Here is a 19,712-nt window from a genome sequence, read left to right as displayed (position 1 = left end):
TGCGGGCCCCGTCCTGCTGCACTGCACGGGTCCGGCGAAGGCCGAGGCCGTCACCCAAGGCCGTCACCCAAGAAGGAGCAGCAATGCGCACTGCGTTCATGTCCACCCCGGAAGGAACGACCCCCTCATCGAAGGACATGACGTTTCGTGCACTTGCTCAACCTCGGGATCCTCGCCCATGTCGACGCCGGTAAGACCAGCCTGACCGAACGCCTGCTGCACACCGCGGGCGTGATCGACGAGATCGGCAGCGTCGACGCCGGGAACACGCAGACCGATTCCCTCGCGCTGGAGCGGCAGCGCGGCATCACCATCAAGTCCGCCGTCGTCTCCTTCACGCTCGACGACGTGACGGTCAACCTCATCGACACCCCCGGCCACCCGGACTTCATCGCCGAGGTGGAGCGGGTGCTCGGCGTCCTGGACGGCGCCGTGCTGGTCGTCTCGGCCGTCGAGGGCGTCCAGCCGCAGACCCGTGTGCTGATGCGCACGCTGCGGCGGCTGCGCATCCCGACCCTCGTCTTCGTCAACAAGATCGACAGGCGCGGCGCACGCTACGACGCCGTCCTGCGGGCCCTGGCGGAACGGCTGACGTCGGCCGTGGTGCCGATGGGGACGGCCCAGGGCCTGGGCACGCGCGACGCCCGGTTCGTCCCGGGCCTCGCCCCGGCGGCACTCGACGTCCTGGCCGACCACGACGACGAACTGCTGACGGCGTACGTCGAGGAGACGGTCTCGTACGACCGCCTGCGCGCCGCCCTCGCCCACCAGACCCGGCAGGCGCTGGTCCACCCGGTGTACTTCGGATCCGCCGTCACGGGCGCCGGAGTCACGGCACTGGTCGGCGGGATCAGGGAACTGCTCCCCGCCGCGGACGGCGACGCCGAGGGCCCGGTCTCGGGCACCGTCTTCAAGGTCGAGCGGGGAGCGGCGGGGGAGAAGGTCGCCTACGCGCGGATGTTCTCCGGCACCCTGCGCACCCGTGACCGCATCCGCTTCGGCGCCGCAGGGGAGACCGGCGGCACCGGCGCCCTCGGAGACTCCCGTGCCGAGGGCCGGATCACCGCGATCAGCGTCTTCGACCAGGGCACGGACGTCAGGGACGACCAGGTGGCGGCGGGCCGCATCGCCAGGCTGTGGGGCCTGGCCGACATCAGGATCGGCGACGCGATCGGCGAGCCCCGCAAGGCCTACGGGCACCACTTCGCGCCGCCCACGCTCGAAACGGTCGTGGACCCGGCGGGCGGCACGGACCGGCGGGCCCTGCACCGTGCCCTCACCCGCCTGGCCGAACAGGACCCGCTCATCGACCTGCGCCACGACGAGGTACGGCAGGAGACCTTCGTCTCCCTCTACGGCGAGGTGCAGAAGGAGGTCATCCAGGCCACGCTCGCCGACGACTTCGGCCTCGACGTCACCTTCCGCGAGACGACCCCGCTGTGCGTCGAGCGGCCGGTCGGCCCGGGCGCGGCGGTCGAGTTCAACAAGAAGGACGCGAACCCGTTCCTCGCCACGGTCGGCCTGCGCGTCGACCCGGCGCCGGTCGGATCCGGAGTGGAGTTCCGCCTGGAGGTGGAGCTGGGCTCCATGCCGTACGCCTTCTTCAAGGCCGTCGAGGACACCGTCCGCGAGACCCTCACGCAGGGGCTGCACGGCTGGCAGATCCCCGACTGCACGGTCACCATGACCCACTGCGGCTACTCGCCCCGGCAGAGCCACGCCCACCAGGGCTTCGACAAGAGCATGTCCAGCACCGGACAGGACTTCCGCGGTCTGACCCCGCTGGTCCTGGTGGAGGCGCTGCGCCGGGCCGGCACCCGGGTCCACGAGCCGATGCACCGCTTCCGCCTCGAGGCCCCGACCGACACCCTGGCCGCCCTGCTGCCGGTGCTGACCAGGCTGCGCGCGGTGCCGCAGGCCACGCGGACGCGGGGCGACACCTGCTCGCTGGAGGGCTCGGTCCCCGCGGCCCACGTGCACGAACTGGAGCAGCACCTACCGGGGCTCACGCGCGGCGAGGGCGAGCTGGAGAGCGCCTTCGACCACTACGCACCCGCCCCGCGCGGCACGCTTCCGGAACGCCGCCGTACCGACCTCAACCCGCTGAACCGGAAGGAGTACCTGCTGAACCTGACGCGCAGGGTCGGGAGCTGAGAAATCTTGGTGAGGGCGAGGGGCGAAGTTCGTACGATCGCCGCATGACTGTGGACCCGCGCATTGAGCAAGCCCAACTCGCCTACGAACGCTCGGTGTTCGGCGGTGACGGCGACGCCCTGAACACGGCCGACCAAGGGCTCGACGCGGTCGAGGCGGATCTCGCCCTGGCCCGAGGCAGGATCGTCCACGCCCGGTTCCTGAAGGACCGGGTCGAGGACGGACGGGAGCTGGAGCTCTTCGAACGTGCCGCACGGCTGTACCGGCAGCTCGGTGACGTGCGCGGCGAGGGGGAGGCGCTGTTCTGGGTCGGCACCTTCCACCAGGTGGTCCGCGACGACACCGAGACCGCCCTGCCCGCCTTCACCCGCTCCCTCGACCTCGCCACCCGGGCCGACGACCGGCTGACCATCTCCTACGCCCTTCGGCACCTCGGCTTCGCGGAGCACATGGCCGGCCGGCTCGACGCGGCGCGGGCCCGTTTCGAGGAGTCCACCCGGCTGCGCCGCGAACTCGGCTTCCTGCCGGGGGTGGCCGCCAACCTGATCGGGCTCGCGTACCTCGCGGCTCAGCAGGACCGGCGGGAGGAAGCCGCGGAACTCCTGCGGGAGGCGGCTGAGTCGGCCGGCAAGGCGGGGGCGGACGGCGTCCTGCGGTGGGTCACGGAGGCGCGTGAGGAACTCGGTCTGCCCAGCGAGGGATGAGGCCGGGGTGGCGGGAAAGACTGAACTTACTCCAGAGTCAGGGGTGTTGACTGTGTCCTGAAATCACCGGACTGTAGTGGACATGCCGAACATACGGTCGCGACTGCTGGTTGTCCTGGTCGTCCTCTTCGGATCCCTGACGGTGGTGGGCCCCTCTCCCGCCACCGCCGCCACCCTTCCCGGCTCCCTCTGGTTCGACGAAACCCCCCTCACCGTGCAGAACGGCCGCTTCGTCGACGGCAACGGCCGCGAGGTCGTGCTGCGCGGCTACAACGTCTCCGGCGAGACGAAACTGAAGGAGAACAACGGTCTGCCCTTCGCGTCGACCGCCGACGCGAAGAAGTCCGCGACCGCGCTGCGCGCCCTGGGCGGCGGCAACTCGGTGCGCTTCCTGCTCTCCTGGGCCTACGCGGAGCCCGTGCGCGGCCAGGTCGACACCACCTACCTCGCGAAGGCCACCGACCAGATGCGCGCGTTCCTGGACGCCGGGATCCGCGTGTACCCCGACTTCCACCAGGACCTCTACTCCCGCTGGCTGTTCGACACGGACAGCTGGTACACCGGCGACGGCGCCCCCAAGTGGGCGGTCGACCTCGGCGACTATCCCGACGAATACTGCGGGATCTGCCCGTTCTGGGGCCAGAACATCACCTCGAACGAGGCCGTGAAGCAGTCGACGTACGACTTCTGGCACAACGCGTACGGCCTCCAGGACGCCTTCCTCGACACCGCCCAGAAGACGATGGCGTATGTGAAGCAGAACCTCACCGCCGCCCAGTTCACGGGCGTCGTCGGGTTCGACCCGTGGAACGAGCCGCACGCCGGCACCTACGACTCCGGCCAGACCAGCCGGACGTGGGAGAAGGACGTGCTGTGGCCCTTCTACGTCAAGTTCCGCGCCCGCATGGACGCGGCGGGCTGGCAGGCCAAGCCGGCCTTCGTCGAGCCCAACCTCTTCTGGAACGCCAACCTCGACTTCCAGAAGGAGGAGGGCGGACTGCTGGACGCCGGCACGCTCGGCCCGCGCTACGCCTTCAACACCCACTTCTACGACCAGAAGGCCATCTCCGGCGTCTTCATGTGGGGCAAGGCGCAGGACGGGCAGTACGTGGGCGACTTCGGGACCGTCCGCGACCGCGCCTCCGCTACCGGGACGACCGCGATCATCAGCGAGTTCGGGCACCCGCTCACCGGATCCGTCTCCGACAAGGCGCCGACGGTCTACAAGGCGATGTACCAGGCCCTCGACTCCCGGGTGAAGGGCGCGAGTTGGTGGTCGAACCCGGCGGGCTCCGGTCCCGTCCTCTCCGGCTCCCAGTGGCAGTGGGACATCTACAACGGCCGTCACCAGGAGCTGATGAACGACAACCCGGACAAGGTGCAGACCGACGGCGACGCCTGGAACGGCGAGGACCTGTCCGCCGTACGCCTCGACGACTCGGGTACGGCGGTGCTGCGCCAGGACGCCCGGCTGCTCGACCGCATCTACCCGAGCGCCACGTCCGGGACGACCGTCGCCTTCACCTACGAGGACCGCTCACGCGACGGCAACGCGACCCTGACCTGGAACCCGGTGCCGAGCTCACTGCCGAACGTGGCGCAGCTCGTGGGATCGGGCCAGTACGGGTTGCTGGTGTGGCGCTCGAACAGCGGCACGGCGCCCACCGAACTGCACCTTCCGGCGTCCTTCCCGCCCGGGTCCACGACGGTGGTCTCCGACCTGGGTACGGCGTACGCGCCGCCGTCGTACACCTCGACGACCCCGGTCGGTGTCGCCGCCGAACCGGGCGGCACGGGCAGCCGCCGCCTGCTGCTCACCGACACCGACTCCGCAGTCCCGCACTACGCGCTGGTGACCAACGGGGCGACCGCGCCCTCGGCGACGGTGCTGAACGCCGCACGGTCCGAGCTCAGCGCGTGGGCCGCGCGAACCGTCGGATAGAACCGCCGTTTGACCCTCCCCTTACGTCAGGCTGCACGCTGTACCCCGACGAAAGGGCAGGTGAATGAGCTACTCCGTGGGGCAGGTCTCGTCCTTCGCCGGGGTGACCGTGCGCACGCTGCACCACTACGACCGGGCGGGACTGCTCTCGCCCAGTGGCCGCAGCGGCGCCGGTTACCGGCTGTACAGCGACGCCGATCTGGCCCGGCTCCAGCAGATCCTCTTCTACCGCGAACTCGGCTTCTCCCTCGACGAGATCGCCGAGATCCTCAAGGACCCGCAGGCGAACGCCCTGGAGCATCTCCGGGCCCGGCTGAGGCAGTTGAGCGAGGAGATCGGACGGCTGCAGCGCCTGGCCGAGGTCGCCGAGCAGGCGATCGAGGTCCGGCAGACGGGCGTGGAGCTGACCCCGGAGGAACGCTTCGAGGTCTTCGGCGAGATCGGCTTCGACCTCAGCTACGCCACCGAGGCCCAGCTCAAGTGGCAGGACTCGGCCGGGCATCGGGAGTCGATGGCTCGCGCCGCCGCCCACACCAAGGAGGACTGGCGGCAGCTGATGCGCGAGGCCGCCGCCTGGCGGGTGGAACTGCTCGCGGCCTTCGACGATGGGGAGCCCGCCGACGGCGAGCGGACCATGGACCTCGCCGAGGAGCACCGCCTGCACATCGCCCGCTGGTTCACCACCTGTCCACCCGACATGCACCGGCGCATCGCGGACGACTTCGCCGCCGATCCGCGCGCCTTCGCGCTCGTCGTGCCGCCGTCGCAGCAACGGCCGGGCCTCGCCGCCCATCTGTGCAAGGCCGTCCACGCGAACGCGGCCCGCCGGGCGGACCGCGAGGAGGACAGATGAGGATCCTGATCGCCGCCGCCGGATCGCGCGGTGACGTGGCTCCGTACACGGGCCTGGGGGCGGGCCTGCGCGCGGCCGGGCATGAGGTCACCCTGGCCACGACCGACGCCTTCGCGCCCCTGGTACGGGAGGCCGGCCTGGAGTTCAGGGGGCTGCCCACCCGCCCGCAGGACCGGGGCGGAGTCGAGGGCAGACGTGAACTGCTGCGCACCGCGGCCGCGTACGTCACCGAACTCGGCCGGGGATTCGCCGACGCGGTGGACCCGGGCACGGACCTGCTCGTGCTGTCGGTCACCACCGCACCGCTCGGCCGGCATGTGGCCGAGGCCATGGGCATCCCTACGGTCGACGCCTACCTTCAACCCACCGCCCCGACCGGCGACTTCCCGCCCAACGTCATGGGCACCCGCTCCCTCGGCCGCCTCGGCAACCGCACCGCGGGACGCTTCGCGCTGCGCATGGTCGACCGCGTCTACACCGAGGCCGTCACCGAACTGCGCCGCCGCCTGGACCTGCCACCGCGGACTCCGGCCGAGACGCGCCGCCGACAGGAGCGGGCGAACCGGCCCGTGCTGCACGGCTTCAGTACGGCGCTGGTGGCGCGCCCGTCGGACTGGCGCGAGGGTCTCGACGTCGTCGGCACCTGGTGGCCGTACGTCGCACCGGACCGGCGGCTGCCCGCCGAGGTCGAGGACTTCCTCGCGGCCGGGGCGCGCCCGGTGTTCATCGGCTTCGGGAGCATGGCCGCCGGGCACGGTGAGCGGCTGAGCGAGATCGCCGTCCGCGCGCTGCGCCGCGCCGGGGTGCGCGGCATCGTGCAGGCGGGCAGTGCCGGACTCGCGGCGGACGGCGGCGACGACGTCCTGAGCATCGGCGACGTACCGCACGCGCTGCTGTTCCCGAGGGTGGCCGCGGCGGTTCATCACGCCGGGGCGGGCACCGCGGCGGCGGCCCTGCGCGCCGGGGTGCCCGCGGTTCCGGTGCCGGTGACGGCGGACCAGCCGTTCTGGGCGGGACGGCTGGCGTCGATCGGCGCGGCCACCGCACCGGTCCCGTTCGCCGCCCTCACCGTCGAGCGGCTCGCCGACGCGCTCGGCCGGGCCCTACGGCAGCAGACGTACGCCCGTGCCGCCTCGGTCGCCGCGCGGCACATGGCGACCGAGGACGGGGTGGGTGCGGTGCTCAAGGCACTGGGCTGATCAGCTCACCGAGGGGCCGGTCCAGCCGGCCGGCACATGGGCCAGCCGGACCCGCTGCGGATGGTCGCCGACCGGGACGGACACCGTCTTGCGCCCCGTGGCGAAGTCGATGGCGGTGACCTGGTCGGTGCCGCTCTCGGAGACCACGCAGGACTTGCCGTCACCGCTGACGGTGGCCCAGTAGGGCTTGGAGGCGGTGACGAGCGGGCCCTCCTGGAGGGTGGTGCGGTTGACGACGGTGGCGTAGTCGTCCATCGTGCCCGCGACGCACAGCTTGCTGCCGTCCGGGCTCATCGAAATGCCGTGGTGGCGCGAGTCGTTGACGAAGGTGGTGCGGTCGTCGCTGGTCGCCGGGTTCTTCGGCAGGGTCTTCGTCCGGGTGATCTTGTCCGTGGCCAGGTCGTACTCGAAGAAGCCGTTGAAGAACGACACCTGGAAGTACAGCTTCGACTCGTCCGGCGAGAACACGGCGGGCCGTACCGCGTCGGAGTGGTCCTTCAGACCTATCGCGTCCAGCTTCGGGCGCATGTCGATGACCTTGACCTGCTGGTACGTGTTCGCGTCGACGACCGTGATGCGCCGGTCGCCCTTCGTCCAGTCCAGCCAGGGGGCGTCGGTCTGCGTGTTCACGTCGCCGATCGCCATGTTGTAGATGTACTTGCCGTCCTGCGTGAAGATGTTCTCGTGCGGCTTGTCGCCCGTCGCGAACCTGCCCAGTTCCCTGCCCGTGTCGATGTCCAGCACATGCACGGTGTTCGAGGTCGAGGCCGACACCGCGACGCGTTTGCCGTCGGGGGAGACCGCCATGTGGTCGGCGCGGTAACCGGACACGGGGAAGCGCCAGTTGATGTCACCGGTGGCCAGGTCGATGGACACGACGTCGGCGAAGCTCGGCCGGGAGACGACCATCGACGTGCCGTCGGGGGTGGAGTACATGTCGTCGACGAACTGGTCGTGGCCCTCGCCGACGCTGTTGCGGATCGCCATGAAGTAGATCCACTTGATCGGATCGGCGTTGATCTCCGCCATCCGCTCGTCCTTGTCGGGGACGACGTCGATGCGGCCGATCTTCGCGAAGTCAGCGGATGACTTGATGACATCGGCAGTGCCGTCCCAGTTGTTGCCGACGAACATCACCTCACGCAGGGCGGCGGAGGAGTCGGCGGCGGTGGCGACGGTCGCGGGGGCGGTGACGGTCAGGGCGAGGGCGGCGGCTACGGAGCACAGGTGCCTGGGTCTGATGGCAGGCATGACTGCTCCCTTCCTCTCGGGTGGGTTTCATGAGTGGGGCATGCCAAGAGCAGAGCTGCGGCGGATCTGAACACAAGCGGTTTCAGAATCAACTTACTGAAAAGTAAGGAAGGGGTGCCCTTCTCCACAAGACCGCGGACACGACAAAATTGGCCGTCGGGTCGGCGAGGTGGCGGGAGGACAGTGTGGCGGGCAGGCTCAAGGCGCCCACCGGCCGCTACGGCGGCAAGTCGGCCGAGGAACGACAGGCCGAGCGGCGGCGCCGCTTCCTGGACGCGGCGCTGCAGTTGTTCGGCGACAGCCCCGGCTACCGGGGCACGACCGTCGTCGCCCTGAGCGAGGCCGCGGGCCTGTCGACCCGTCAGTTCTACGAGGAGTTCCGCAGCCTGGAGGACGTCCTGGCCGCCCTCCACCTCCAGGTCAACGGGTGGTCGCAGGAGGCCGTGCTGGCGGTGGCCGCCGACGTGGTCGACCGGCCGCTCGCCGAACGCGCCACCGCGATCTTCCGCGCGTACGCCGCGAACGTCACCGCCGACCCGCGCCGCATCCGCATCACCTTCGTCGAGATCGTCGGCGTCAGCCCGCGCCTGGAGGAGCAGCGCCTCGCCCGCCGCGCCCAGTGGATCGACCTGGTGTGCGCCGAGGTGGCGGCCGCCGTCGCCCGCGGGGAGGCGGCACCTCGCGACTACCGCCTCGCCGTGACCGCGTTCATCGGCAGCGTCAACGGTCTGCTGCACGACTGGAGCGCGGGGTGGGTGGACGCGACCCTCGACGAGGTCGTCGACGAACTCGTCCGTCTGCTCCTCGGCATCCTCCAGCCGGCGGATCCGCGGATGGCCGGGCCCTGACGGCGGTGCCGGAGCCGTCGGTGATCAGTCGTCGCCGTTCTGCTCGTCCTCGCCGCTGTCCGCCGAACTGCTGACGACCTTGAAGTCCTTGTCGAGGTGGACATCGGTCCGCTTGCCGTTGTCGAGCGTGACCTCGACCTCGTAGTACGCGTCCTCGTCGCCGGCCTCGGTGTCCGTGACCCTGCCGCCGCCGGTGTGGTCCAGCGCGGCGGCGCTCGCCCGCTCCAGCGCGCTGCCCGTGATGGGCGGCTCGGAGTCGTCCCCGCCGGCGGTGGCCACGGCGAGCCCGGTGCCGCCGCCGATGAGCACGGCCGAGATCACGCCCGCGACGATCCACTTGCCCTTGTGCTTCATGTCCGCTCCTTGTGCAGCGCGGTGCGGTGCCCACTTCGGTGTGCGGTCCGACCTGTGGTTCCAGGATGCGATGTCAGGGCTGAACGAATGCTGAACGGAGCTGAACAGCGATTCAGCCGAGCCGGTTCACCGCTTCGAGGACGGGAGCCGCACCGTTCTCGGTACGCAGCTCGTCGGCCAGAGCCCGGGCGCGGCGGCCGTACGCCGGGTCGCCGGTCGCCCGGCGCAGGGCCGCCGCCAGTGACCCGGCCGTGAGCCTGCGCAACGGTACGGCCCGGGGCGCCGTGCCGAGCGCGACCAGGCGTCCGGCCCAGAACCCCTCGTCGAACTGGACCGGCACGGGAACGGCCGGCACCCCGGCGCGCAGGCCGGCCGCGGTCGTGCCCGCACCGCAGTGGTGGACCACGGCGGCCATCCGCGGGAACAGCGCGGAGTGCGGTACGTCGTCGATGGTCAGGACGTCGTCGCCGGTGGCCTCCAGCCCGCCCCACCCTCGCTGGATCACCCCGCGCAGCCCGGCCCGCCGCAGCGCGTCCACGACCTCCGTGCTGAGCCCGGCAGGGTCGGGCACGGTCGCGCTGCCCAGGCCCACGTAGACCGGCGGCGGACCCGCGTCCAGGAAGTCCCGCAGTCCGGCGGGGAGTCGAGCCTCACCGTCGTACGGCCACCAGTAACCCGCCACTTCCAGATCCGGGCGCCAGTCGCGCGGCCGGGGGACCACCAGGGGACTGAAACCGTGCAGCACAGGGCTCCGTCGCGCGGTGCGGGCCCCGCCGCGGGAGAGCCCGAGCCTCGTCCGCGCATCCGGCACCGCCGCCGAGAAGACGCGCTCGATCGCCAGGTTCACCCCGTGCCCGGCGACACGGTTGCCGAGGCCTCCCCAGGAGCGGCCGCCGAGTATCGGGGGCCCGAACTCCCGGGTGGGGGCGAGGGGTTGCAGCGGGAGGGCGATGCTCGGCAGCGAAAGGCCCTCGGCGATGACCTGCCCCAGCGGGGCGGTGGAGGCTGCCAGGAGCAGGACGTCACTGGACCGCGCGGCCGCCAGCATGGCGTCGGTCATCTGCCCGGCCAGGGCCCGTGCCATCGCGACCACGCGCACGAGCTTGCCCACGCCGGTCGCGCTCCTGTGCAGGCTCCGCCCGCGCGGGGACTCCAGCTCCGCCCGTGGATCAACCGGCAGCGGATGGAAATGTACGCCCGACCCCGCCACGAGCCGTTCGAAGCGGCCGTGCGTCACCAAGGTGACCTCGTGTCCGGCCCGGGACAGGGCGTGCCCGAGGCCGGTGTAGGGGGCCACATCGCCCCGGGAGCCCGCCGTCATGATCGCTACGCGCACTCGGCCAGTATGGCGGCGCGGGCGGACCTGCGGGCCAACGGAACGTGGGAAATGACGACTTCGGGTCTGTCCCGGCCGTTGACTTCACTCACGCGTGGCTCTAATTTCGGCGCGACATGTTCGATTTTTCGAATTGAGTTCGAAATATCGTACGAGCTGAGTGTTCCTCCCGCACTTAGGAGCCGCATGTACCCCCCGCCCCGATTGACTCCCGTACACCGCCTCAGCTCCGCGGCCGTACGCGCCCTCGTCCTGGTGCTCGCCGCGGCCGCGGCCCTGATGTTCGCGGGGCCCGCACCGGCCCGGGCGGCCACGACGGCCCGTCAGATACCCGTGCCCACGGCCCCGATGGGCTGGGCGTCCTGGAACGCGTTCGCCGCGAAGGTCGACTACGACGTCATCAAGCGGCAGGTCGACGCGTTCGTGGCGGCGGGTCTGCCCGAGGCCGGCTACGAGTACATCAACATCGACGAGGGCTGGTGGCAGGGCACCCGGGACAGCGGCGGCAACATCACCGTCGACGAGGCGGAGTGGCCCGGCGGCATGAAGGCCATCGCCGACTACATCCACAGCAAGGGCATCAAGGCCGGCATCTACACCGACGCCGGCAAGGACGGCTGCGGCTACTACTTCCCGACCGGCCGCCCGGCCGCGCCCGGCTCGGGCAGCGAGGGGCACTACGAGCAGGACATGCTCCAGTTCTCGCGCTGGGGCTTCGACTTCGTGAAGGTCGACTGGTGCGGCGGTGACGCCGAGGGCCTCGACCCGAGGACGACCTACCAGGCGATCAGCGACGCCGTGGCCGCCGCGACCGCCACCACCGGCCGCCCGCTCGCCCTCTCCCTGTGCAACTGGGGCTACTCCAACCCCTGGAACTGGGCGCCGGGCATGGGTCCGATGTGGCGGACGAACACGGACATCTTCTTCCACGGCGGCACACCGTCGTACGGCAACGTCCTCACCGCCTTCGACCGCAACATCCACCCCACGGCCCAGCACACCGGCTACTACAACGACCCCGACATGATGGTCGTCGGCATGACGGGCCTGACCGCCGCCCAGAGCCGCAGCCACATGAGCCTGTGGGCGATCTCCGGCGCCCCGCTCCTGGCCGGCCTCGATCTCACCACCCTCACCACCGAGACGACGAACATCCTCACCAACCCCGAGGTCATCGCCGTCGACCAGGACGCGCGCGGCCTGCAGGGCGTCAAGGTCGCCGAGGACACCTCCGGCCTCCAGGTCTACGGCAAGGTCCTCTCCGGCAGCGGCAACCGTGCCGTCGTCCTCCTCAACCGCACGTCGGCCACGCAGAACATGACCGTCCGCTGGTCCGACCTCGGCCTGACGAACGCCTCCGCGACCGTCCGTGATCTGTGGGCCCGCCAGAACGTCGCCACGACCGGTACGAGTCACACCACCAGCGTCCCGGCCGGCGGTTCCGTGATGCTCACCGTCACCGGCGGCACCGAGCAGTCCGCGAGCACGTACAACGGCACGTCGAGCTTCTCCGGAGTGGTCGCCGGCAGCGCCGGTCTGAAGACGGTCGAGGTCTCCTACACCAACAACACCTCCACCGCCCGCCCCGCCACCCTGACGGTCAACGGCCAGACCTCCACCAAGGTCTCCTTCCCGCCGACCGGCACGAGCCCGGGCAACATCTCCGTCAACGTCTCCCTCTTCAAGGGCAGCACCAACACGATCTCCTTCTCCGGCGCCCCGACGCTCGAAGGCATCGTCGTCCGGCCCCTTCCCGGCAGGAACGGCACGCTGATCACGGGGACCGGGTCCGGCCGCTGCGTGGACATCAACAACAACACCATCACCAACGGCACCGACGCCCAACTGTGGGACTGCGGCGGCGGCCAGAACCAGGTGTGGCAGTACAACGGCACCCGCAAGGAACTGGTGGTGTACGGCAACAAGTGCCTCGACGCCTACGACCAAGGCACCACCAACGGCACCCGGGTCGTCATCTGGGACTGCAACGGCCAGAACAACCAGAAGTGGAACGTCAACAGCGACGGAACGCTCACCAACGTCAACGCCGGGCTCTGCCTCGACGCCTACGGCGCTGCCACGGCCAACGGCTCGAAGCTGGTGCTCTGGGCCTGCAACGGCCAGAACAACCAGAAGTGGACGGTGAGCTAGCCCGCGCCTAGACGAGGCACACCACGAGGAAACCGAGAGCCAGGGCACCGGTCAGCAGCCAGCCGGCCAGCAGACGGCGCCGCAGGCCGCGGTACGTCGCCTCGTACTCGTCCCGCAGTCTCCCGGCACGCACCGCCGTGTGCTGCCAGGAGGCGCGGACGAGTGCGAGGTATTCCGCCTCGAACCGCCGCTCCACCTCGCCGCGCTGGGCGTCGGTCAGCCAGTCCAGCGGCGCGCTGAATCGCGCGGCGGCCGTACGGCCTTCCTCGCGGGTCGCGGCGAGCAGCAGATGCCCCTCGATGTCGTTGAGGAACTTGTCCGTGATGCTCACAGGGCGGTCAACTCCCGCTCCGGCGCGGGGGCGTGATGCAGGTCGAACGCCGGGGACTCGGACCGGATCCGCGGCAGGACGACGAAGTTGTGCCGCGGCGGCGGGCAGGAGGTCGCCCATTCCAGGGATCGGCCGTAGCCCCAGGGGTCGTCGGCCTCGACCTTCCTGCCGTACTTCGCGGTCTTCCAGATGTTGTAGAAGAACGGCAGCAGGGACAGCCCGAGCACGAACGAGAACACCGTCGACAGCGAATTGAGGGGCGTGAGCCCTTCCACCGCCAGATAGTCGGGAATCCGGCGCTGCATTCCGTTCACGCCCAGCCAGTGCTGGACGAGGAACGTGCCGTGGAAGCCGATGAACAGCGTCCAGAACGTCATCTTGCCGAGGCGTTCGTCGAGCATCCTGCCGGTGAACTTCGGCCACCAGAAGTGGAATCCGGAGAACATCGCGAAGACGACGGTGCCGAAGATGACGTAGTGGAAATGGGCCACGACGAAATAGGTGTCGGACGTCGGGAAGTCCAGCGGCGGTGAGGCGAGCATGACGCCGGTCAGGCCGCCGAAGACGAAGGTGATCAGGAATCCGAAGGCCCAGAGCATAGGGGTCTCGAAACTCAGCGAGCCGTTCCACATCGTTCCGATCCAGTTGAAGAACTTCACGCCTGTCGGTACGGCGATGAGGAACGTCATGAAGGCGAAGAACGGCAGGAGCACACCGCCGGTGACGTACATGTGGTGTGCCCACACCGTCACGGACAGACCCGCGATCGCGATGGTGGCCGCGATCAGACCCATGTAGCCGAACATCGGCTTGCGGGAGAAGACCGGGATGACCTCACTGATGATGCCGAAGAACGGCAGCGCGATGATGTACACCTCCGGGTGGCCGAAGAACCAGAAGAGGTGCTGCCACAGCAACGCTCCACCGTTCGCCGCGTCGAAGACGTGCGCTCCGAACTTACGGTCCGCCTCCAGCGCGAACAGCGCCGCGGCCAGCACCGGGAAGGCGAGCAGGACCAGCACACCGGTCAGCAGCACGTTCCAGGTGAAGATCGGCATGCGGAACATGGTCATGCCGGGGGCACGCATGCAGATGATCGTGGTGACGAAGTTGACCGAGCCGAGGATGGTGCCGAAGCCGGAGAAGGCAAGGCCCATGATCCACATGTCTGCGCCCACACCGGGACTGCGCACGGCGTCCGACAGCGGGGCGTAGGCGAACCAGCCGAAGTCGGCCGCGCCCTGCGGGGTGAGGAAGCCGCCGACCGCGATGAGCGAGCCGAACAGGTACAGCCAGTAGGCGAACATGTTCAGCCGGGGGAAGGCCACGTCCGGCGCGCCGATCTGCAGCGGCATGATCCAGTTCGCGAAGCCGGCGAACAGCGGCGTCGCGAACATCAGCAGCATGATCGTGCCGTGCATCGTGAACGCCTGGTTGAACTGCTCGTTCGACATGATCTGCAGACCAGGACGGGCGAGCTCGGCGCGCATGAGCAGCGCCATCACGCCGCCGATCACGAAGAACGCGAACGACGTGACGAGATACAGCGTTCCGATCGTCTTGTGGTCGGTGGTGGTCAGCCACTGGACGGCCCTGACCTGCTTGGCGTTTCTGATCGTCTTCACGCCCCGCCTGTGTCCGGCGTCCGACCGGAGGTCACACTCTGAGGACGCGACAAGAATCACGGAAGCGGGTGTGACGATCCGGCGGGTGCCGGACACGAAAGGGACATGAGCAACGACGAGATCTTCGCCGCTGCCTATCGCGAGCACTACTGGGCGGTCAGCCGCTATGTCGCGCGGCGACTGGACGGGCGTACGAGTGAGGTCGAGGAAGTGGTGGCGGAGGTGTTCACCGTCGCCTGGCGGCGCCGGGACGACATCCCGGACGCACCGCTGCCCTGGCTGTACGGCGTGGCACGCAACTGCCTGGCGAACGCGGTACGCGGTTACGGGCGCCGTCGACGGCTGGTCGACCGGCTCGGCAACGACGACACGGCGCACGGCCGGCACATCGAGGCCGGCCCCGACGCCGAGTCACCGGGTGCCTGGGTGCACGAGGCGCTCGCCCGGCTCTCCCCGCCGGACCAGGAGGTGCTGCGCCTGACGGCCTGGGAGGAGCTCGGCATCGACGAGGTCGCCGTCGTGCTCGGCTGTGGCCGCCGGGCCGCGTCGATGCGGTTGCACCGGGCGCGGCGCCGGCTGAGAGCCGAGATCGACCGCATGTCTCCCACGACCCCGGCAAAGGAACACGGCCATGGCTGACGAACTCGACCTCCTGCGCGGCGCCAACCCGGTGCCCTCCGACGGCCCCCACTACGGCGACGGGCCGCTCGACCACAACGCCGAACGCCACCTCGACCGGCTGCTGCACGAGCGGCCGGCCATCGCCCGCCGTGGGCCCCGGCTGCTGTGGGGACTCGCCGCCACCGGCGTGGTCGCCGCGCTCGTGTCGGCGCTGCTGTTCACCGGCCAGACCACCGCCCCCGCCATCGCCGCCCCCCGCCCGCTGGTCGTGCGGGCCGACTCCACCCCCGTATCCCTGAAGACCCTGGCCGAACGAGCGAAAGCCGACGCCCGGGACGGGGAGCCCGAGCTCCGCAAGGGCACGCACGTGCAGTCGTGGAGCATGGGCATGTCCGAGGACAAGCCGCCGATCACCCTCCCCGAGGAGCGCATCGTCCGCTGGAACGCCGACGACAGCCACACGGAGATCGTCGTGGCGACCGACCCGCGCCATCCGGGCCGGCCCGTCCTCGTCGAGGGGGACGGCGAGCCGCGCGTCGTCGACGACGGCCATGTGCTCAGCAGGCAGACGTACCCGCCGAGTTGGAGTGACGCCCCGCCCAAGTCGCCACCGCCGCACGACGCCGTGGAGCTGAGCGCCTATCTGGAAGAAGCGGTGCGTGCCCACCTGTCGGACCACAGCAAGCCGCTGAGCACGTCCGAACTGCTCGATGCCACGAAGATCCTGCTGGATCACTGGACCCTCGGCGCCCGTGAGTCCGCCGTGCTCGCCGGACTCCTGGCGGACGCCGAGGGGCTGCGCCCCGTCGGGCAGGTGCGGGACCGGCTGGGGCGCGGCGGGCAGGCATACGTCTACGAGATGTCCGGCGCTCGCCACATGCTGATCATGGACCCCGCCGACGGCGCCGTCCTCGGACTGGAGACGACCTTCACCAAGGCCGAGCCCGAGTACGGCGTCAAGGCCGGCGACGTGATGTCGTACAGCGCCTGGATGCGCTGAGAGCCTGTGTCACACCCCGAGCTGCCGGGCGGCGGCGTCCACGGTCTGCTCCAGCAGCGTGGCGATCGTCATCGGGCCGACGCCGCCCGGTACCGGCGTGATCAGCGAGGCCCGCTCGACGGCGGAGTCGAAGTCGACGTCGCCGACGTTCCCGGGGCTGTACCCGGCGTCGATCACCACGGCGCCGGGCTTGACGTCCTGCCCCCGGATCAGCCGCGGGCGCCCCACCGCCGCGACGACGATGTCCGCCTCGCGGACGGCCGCCGAGAGGTCCGTCGTACGGGAGTGGCAGTACGTCACCGTCGCGTCACGTGCGAGGAGCAGCATGCCGGCCGGCTTGCCGAGGATCGCGCTGCGGCCGACGACCACGGCACGACGGCCCGCCGGATCGACGCCGTACTCGTCGAGCAGCCGCATGATCCCGCCCGGCGTGCAGGACACGAACCCCGGCAGCCCGAAGCTCATCGTGGCGAAGGATGCGAAGGTGACGCCGTCGACGTCCTTCTGCGGCGCGATCGCCTCGAACGCGGCCCGCTCGTCGATGTGCGGGCCCATCGGGTGCTGGAGCAGGATGCCGTGCACACCGGGGTCGGCCGACAACTCGCGCAGGGTGGCGACGACTTGCTCGGTGGTGGTGTCCGCGGGCAGCGGCACATGGCGTGAGGTGATCCCGGCCGTGCGGCACCGGTTCCGCTTCATCCGGACGTAGGTGACGGACGCGGGATCCTCTCCGACCAGTACGGTCGCAAGGCAAGGTGCGGAGCCGGTGCGTTCGGTGAGGTCGGCCGCCCGCTTTGCGGTCTCCTCGACGATGCGCCGGGCGAGCGCGGTGCCATCCATGAGCCGGGCCTGGGTCATGATCCACTCCTGGGCTGGGGTGTCAGGTTCGCCCAGGCGCACGGCATCGACTCTGCGAGGTCGCTCCCCGGTGGTACTCCACCTCAGCGCCAGTCACGGCCCACGGCCACCATAGCGGAGGCCGTCCGCGACCACGCGGCCGCTCGGCGCGCGCACGCCGGTCGAGGCTCGGGCCCGGAAAATCCCGGCGACGGCTCGGACCCCGGCTGTTACCGTCGATTCCATGAAGGTCATCAGGCACACCCGCACCGCAGCCGCGCGAGCGACCAGCTCCCCGGCTGCCCACGCCTGATCCCACTCCTCCCGGCGGCCGGAAACGGACCGCCGGTGTGCGCCACCCTCTTCCTCCCCGTCGCACTCCGTTCCGCGGCTCGTTCCGGTCGTCATGACCCGACGACCCGAAGGAACCCGCGATGAACACCACGCCGACCACCGACCAGATCGTCCGCACCTTCACCGACTTCTTCCGCGAACGGGGCCACGAGCAGGTCACCGGCGGCACACTCCTGCCGCCGCCCTCCGACCCGGTGCTGTTCACCACCTCGGGCATGCACCCGCTCACTCCCTACCTGGAAGGCCGCCCGCATCCCCAGGGACGGCGCCTGGTCAACGTCCAGCGCTGTCTGCGCACCAGCGACCTCGACGAGGTGGGCGACCCGACCCATCTGACGGTGTTCGAGATGCTCGGCTCCTGGTCCTTGGGCGACTACGGCCATTCACAGAGCCTGCGTTGGGGGTACGAGCTGCTGCGCGACGGATTCGGGATCCCGCCGGAGCGGATGTACGTCACCGTCTTCGGGGGAGACGACCAGGTCGGTCCCGACAGTGAATCGCTGCGCACCTGGCGGGAGTTGGGGCTGCCCGTCGAGCCGACCCGCGAGGAGAACTGGTGGTCCCACGGTCCCGTCGGCCTGTGCGGCCCCGATTCCGAGATCTTCGTCTGGACCGGTGATCTGGGCACGCCACCACAGGGCACCCCCACCTGCGACCCCAGGTGGGTCGAGGTGTGGAACCACGTGAGCATGCGCTACCGCCGGCTCGGGGACGGCAGCCTCCACACCCTCCAACAGCCCGGTGTCGACACCGGGATGGGACTGGAGCGGCTCGTGACGGTGCTGCAGGGCCACAACTCCGTTTACGACATCGACCTGTTCGAACCCTGGATGAGGCTCCTGCCCTCGCTGTGGCACCTGGACGGCACGTCGAGGCGCCTCGTCTGTGACCACCTGCGGTCCGGCATCGTCGTCATCGGCGAAGGCGTACGGCCCTCCAACACCGGACGCGGCTACGTCCTGCGCAGGCTGATCCGCCGTGCCCTCACCACCCTGTGGCGCGACGACCCCTCGCGCACCCTCTCCGACCTGCCCGAGGAGGTCCTGCGGCACACACTGGACCACTTCCGCCGGCCCGGCGGAACAGGTCCGGTGCGCGAGGTGCTGCTGGACGAGGAACGGCGGTTCGGCAGGCTGCTGGAGCGGGGCCGCCGGGTGCTCGGCAGGCCGCAGTTCGAGGGCCCGTTGAGCGACGAGGACTACCGCTACCTCCATGACACCCACGGACTGCCGCGTGACCTGGTCACGACGCTGAGAACCCCTTGACCACGGCGAAGGTCCAGGTCAGCCGTGGGTGGCCCGGACCTTCGGCCGTTCCTCTCCCACCTTCCTACTCGTCCCACGCCTCGATCAGGATCTGCCGGGAGATCTTGCCGTCGCGCAGCGTGATCATGGACTCGGACAGGACGCGCACCCCGTCCGCGTACTCGCACGACTCGCTGTAGGCCGCCCGGTCCCCCTGGATGACGCATCCCTCCAGCTTGTGCGTCATGTCGCGGCTGTAGACGTCGAGGAGCATGTCCGCGATCTCGTTGCGGCCGTGCAGCACCTTGGGGTGGCTGGGCTGGGTGTTGCGGTTGACGACGCGCAGTTCCGCGTCGTCCGCGTACAGCGACAGAAGTGTCTCCGGGGTCTGTCCTTCTATGCCCCGGCGCAGTGTCTCGGTGTCGAACGAAGGGCTTGTGGCAGTGCCCATGGTGACCTCCTCCGAGGCCCGCGGCAGGACGAGGGGCGGCCGCGAAGACCTCTCCTCCGAGACTCCTCCGCCTCGCCGGACTCGGCAAGCGCGCCCGGTGCGCTGGGCCTGACGGGTGAGCGCCGCCGGGCGGCCGTGTCCGGCGGCGGGCCGCCCGCGTTGCTGAAAGCATGATCTCAACACGACGTATCGCAGCCGCCGTTGGTCTCGCCGCCGGCATCACCGGCCTCGCCGCTCCGCTGGCGAACGCGCACCCCGTGGACACCCGGAACGCGGGCGGACCGCTGAACCCGATCAGCACGCTCGACTCGCTCGCCACGACCGGTATCCCCGAGCAGCACAAGACCCGGGTCCCGCGGGTCTCCCAGCAGCTGGGGCACCTCGACCGCATCAACGCCCTGAACCCGGCGCAGCTGGGACACCTCCGCTAGGTCGACACACCGAAAGGGCCGCCCGG

At 70.2% G+C, this 19,712-nt stretch carries 18 protein-coding genes and 1 riboswitch; of the genes, 11 read left to right on the top strand and 7 right to left on the bottom strand.

Features of this window, described 5'->3' with window-relative positions:
- Positions 1–147: 147 nt before the first annotated feature.
- The 5 genes from EJ357_RS02945 to EJ357_RS02925 all read left to right on the top strand — a co-directional run bounded on the left by EJ357_RS02945 (position 148) and on the right by EJ357_RS02925 (position 6,852).
- Entirely contained in the window at positions 148–2,154 is a 2,007-nt protein-coding gene (locus EJ357_RS02945; RefSeq protein WP_126388298.1) for an elongation factor G, read from the top strand.
- 44 nt (positions 2,155–2,198) lie between these two features.
- Positions 2,199–2,858 carry a tetratricopeptide repeat protein gene (locus EJ357_RS02940; RefSeq protein WP_126388296.1) on the top strand — a complete coding sequence of 220 codons (660 nt, stop codon included), beginning with the start codon at positions 2,199–2,201 and terminating at the stop codon, positions 2,856–2,858.
- Between the two features lie 82 nt (positions 2,859–2,940).
- Positions 2,941–4,800: a cellulase family glycosylhydrolase gene (locus tag EJ357_RS02935; RefSeq protein WP_126388294.1), complete on the top strand. Its 1,860-nt coding sequence runs from the start codon at positions 2,941–2,943 to the stop codon at positions 4,798–4,800.
- Between the two features lie 64 nt (positions 4,801–4,864).
- The gene (locus EJ357_RS02930) at positions 4,865–5,653 is read left to right on the top strand and encodes a MerR family transcriptional regulator (protein WP_126388293.1); all 789 of its coding nucleotides are present in this window, start codon (positions 4,865–4,867) and stop codon (positions 5,651–5,653) included.
- Complete coding sequence (locus EJ357_RS02925; protein WP_126388291.1) at positions 5,650–6,852, top strand: glycosyltransferase; 1,203 nt, start codon at positions 5,650–5,652, stop codon at positions 6,850–6,852. The genes EJ357_RS02930 and EJ357_RS02925 overlap by 4 nt, the downstream gene beginning before the upstream one ends.
- Here the strand turns inward: EJ357_RS02925 and EJ357_RS02920 are convergent, their stop codons facing one another.
- Positions 6,853–8,103 (bottom strand): YncE family protein, encoded by a 1,251-nt coding sequence (locus EJ357_RS02920; RefSeq protein ID WP_126388289.1) that lies wholly within the window; start codon positions 8,101–8,103, stop codon positions 6,853–6,855.
- Between the two features lie 185 nt (positions 8,104–8,288).
- Between EJ357_RS02920 and EJ357_RS02915 the strand changes: the two genes are divergently transcribed.
- Positions 8,289–8,951, top strand: a complete 663-nt coding sequence (locus EJ357_RS02915) for a TetR/AcrR family transcriptional regulator (protein ID WP_126388286.1) — start codon at positions 8,289–8,291, stop codon at positions 8,949–8,951.
- A 24-nt stretch (positions 8,952–8,975) separates the two neighbouring features.
- Here the strand turns inward: EJ357_RS02915 and EJ357_RS02910 are convergent, their stop codons facing one another.
- Both EJ357_RS02910 and EJ357_RS02905 read right to left on the bottom strand, forming a co-directional pair.
- The gene (locus tag EJ357_RS02910; protein WP_126388285.1) at positions 8,976–9,305 is read right to left on the bottom strand and encodes a PepSY domain-containing protein; all 330 of its coding nucleotides are present in this window, start codon (positions 9,303–9,305) and stop codon (positions 8,976–8,978) included.
- Between the two features lie 112 nt (positions 9,306–9,417).
- The gene (locus EJ357_RS02905) at positions 9,418–10,626 is read right to left on the bottom strand and encodes a glycosyltransferase (RefSeq protein WP_126399142.1); all 1,209 of its coding nucleotides are present in this window, start codon (positions 10,624–10,626) and stop codon (positions 9,418–9,420) included.
- Between the two features lie 201 nt (positions 10,627–10,827).
- On the opposite strand from EJ357_RS02905, the gene EJ357_RS02900 reads away from it, so the two are divergent.
- Entirely contained in the window at positions 10,828–12,792 is a 1,965-nt protein-coding gene (locus EJ357_RS02900) for an RICIN domain-containing protein (RefSeq protein ID WP_126388283.1), read from the top strand.
- Positions 12,793–12,799: 7 nt separating this feature from the next.
- On the opposite strand, the gene EJ357_RS02895 is transcribed toward EJ357_RS02900, so the two are convergent.
- A complete protein-coding gene (locus EJ357_RS02895; RefSeq protein WP_126388281.1) occupies positions 12,800–13,123 on the bottom strand; it encodes a hypothetical protein in 324 nt (107 codons plus the stop codon).
- Complete coding sequence (gene ctaD / locus EJ357_RS02890; protein WP_228472939.1) at positions 13,120–14,748, bottom strand: aa3-type cytochrome oxidase subunit I; 1,629 nt, start codon at positions 14,746–14,748, stop codon at positions 13,120–13,122. Before ctaD ends, EJ357_RS02895 begins: the two co-directional genes overlap by 4 nt.
- Positions 14,749–14,853: 105 nt before the next feature.
- On the opposite strand from ctaD, the gene EJ357_RS02885 reads away from it, so the two are divergent.
- Both EJ357_RS02885 and EJ357_RS02880 read left to right on the top strand, forming a co-directional pair.
- Positions 14,854–15,387 carry an RNA polymerase sigma factor gene (locus tag EJ357_RS02885; RefSeq protein ID WP_126388278.1) on the top strand — a complete coding sequence of 178 codons (534 nt, stop codon included), beginning with the start codon at positions 14,854–14,856 and terminating at the stop codon, positions 15,385–15,387.
- Positions 15,380–16,369: a CU044_5270 family protein gene (locus tag EJ357_RS02880; protein ID WP_126388276.1), complete on the top strand. Its 990-nt coding sequence runs from the start codon at positions 15,380–15,382 to the stop codon at positions 16,367–16,369. The genes EJ357_RS02885 and EJ357_RS02880 overlap by 8 nt, the downstream gene beginning before the upstream one ends.
- A 9-nt stretch (positions 16,370–16,378) precedes the next feature.
- Here EJ357_RS02880 and EJ357_RS02875 read toward each other — a convergent pair whose 3' ends face one another.
- The gene (locus EJ357_RS02875) at positions 16,379–17,227 is read right to left on the bottom strand and encodes a bifunctional 5,10-methylenetetrahydrofolate dehydrogenase/5,10-methenyltetrahydrofolate cyclohydrolase (protein WP_126388274.1); all 849 of its coding nucleotides are present in this window, start codon (positions 17,225–17,227) and stop codon (positions 16,379–16,381) included.
- Positions 17,228–17,250: 23 nt separating this feature from the next.
- Positions 17,251–17,334: riboswitch (ZMP/ZTP riboswitch) on the bottom strand.
- A 306-nt stretch (positions 17,335–17,640) separates the two neighbouring features.
- On the opposite strand from EJ357_RS02875, the gene EJ357_RS02870 reads away from it, so the two are divergent.
- Positions 17,641–18,825, top strand: a complete 1,185-nt coding sequence (locus EJ357_RS02870; protein WP_126388272.1) for an alanine--tRNA ligase-related protein — start codon at positions 17,641–17,643, stop codon at positions 18,823–18,825.
- Positions 18,826–18,889: 64 nt separating this feature from the next.
- Here the strand turns inward: EJ357_RS02870 and EJ357_RS02865 are convergent, their stop codons facing one another.
- Positions 18,890–19,255, bottom strand: a complete 366-nt coding sequence (locus EJ357_RS02865; protein WP_126388270.1) for a nuclear transport factor 2 family protein — start codon at positions 19,253–19,255, stop codon at positions 18,890–18,892.
- A 170-nt stretch (positions 19,256–19,425) separates the two neighbouring features.
- Between EJ357_RS02865 and EJ357_RS02860 the strand changes: the two genes are divergently transcribed.
- Entirely contained in the window at positions 19,426–19,686 is a 261-nt protein-coding gene (locus EJ357_RS02860) for a hypothetical protein (protein WP_126388268.1), read from the top strand.
- Positions 19,687–19,712 lie beyond the last annotated feature (26 nt).

The organism is Streptomyces cyaneochromogenes (assembly GCF_003963535.1).
GTDB classification, from domain to species: domain Bacteria; phylum Actinomycetota; class Actinomycetes; order Streptomycetales; family Streptomycetaceae; genus Streptomyces; species Streptomyces shaanxiensis.
The sequence above is the reverse complement of the archived record's forward strand: the minus strand, read 5'-3'. Positions and strand labels throughout refer to the sequence as shown.

Bases quoted from the DNA above. Each gene is read 5' to 3' on its own strand.
- EJ357_RS02930 (WP_126388293.1), top strand. From the start codon at position 4,865: ATGAGCTACTCCGTGGGGCAGGTCTCGTCCTTCGCCGGGGTGACCGTG.
- EJ357_RS02900 (WP_126388283.1), top strand. From the start codon at position 10,828: ATGTACCCCCCGCCCCGATTGACTCCCGTACACCGCCTCAGCTCCGCG.
- EJ357_RS02910 (WP_126388285.1), bottom strand. From the start codon at position 9,305: ATGAAGCACAAGGGCAAGTGGATCGTCGCGGGCGTGATCTCGGCCGTG.
- EJ357_RS02865 (WP_126388270.1), bottom strand. From the start codon at position 19,255: ATGGGCACTGCCACAAGCCCTTCGTTCGACACCGAGACACTGCGCCGG.
- EJ357_RS02885 (WP_126388278.1), top strand. From the start codon at position 14,854: ATGAGCAACGACGAGATCTTCGCCGCTGCCTATCGCGAGCACTACTGG.
- EJ357_RS02925 (WP_126388291.1), top strand. From the start codon at position 5,650: ATGAGGATCCTGATCGCCGCCGCCGGATCGCGCGGTGACGTGGCTCCG.
- EJ357_RS02920 (WP_126388289.1), bottom strand. From the start codon at position 8,103: ATGCCTGCCATCAGACCCAGGCACCTGTGCTCCGTAGCCGCCGCCCTC.
- EJ357_RS02875 (WP_126388274.1), bottom strand. From the start codon at position 17,227: ATGACCCAGGCCCGGCTCATGGATGGCACCGCGCTCGCCCGGCGCATC.
- EJ357_RS02935 (WP_126388294.1), top strand. From the start codon at position 2,941: ATGCCGAACATACGGTCGCGACTGCTGGTTGTCCTGGTCGTCCTCTTC.
- EJ357_RS02940 (WP_126388296.1), top strand. From the start codon at position 2,199: ATGACTGTGGACCCGCGCATTGAGCAAGCCCAACTCGCCTACGAACGC.
- EJ357_RS02905 (WP_126399142.1), bottom strand. From the start codon at position 10,626: ATGACGGCGGGCTCCCGGGGCGATGTGGCCCCCTACACCGGCCTCGGG.
- EJ357_RS02880 (WP_126388276.1), top strand. From the start codon at position 15,380: ATGGCTGACGAACTCGACCTCCTGCGCGGCGCCAACCCGGTGCCCTCC.
- EJ357_RS02870 (WP_126388272.1), top strand. From the start codon at position 17,641: ATGAACACCACGCCGACCACCGACCAGATCGTCCGCACCTTCACCGAC.
- EJ357_RS02860 (WP_126388268.1), top strand. From the start codon at position 19,426: ATGATCTCAACACGACGTATCGCAGCCGCCGTTGGTCTCGCCGCCGGC.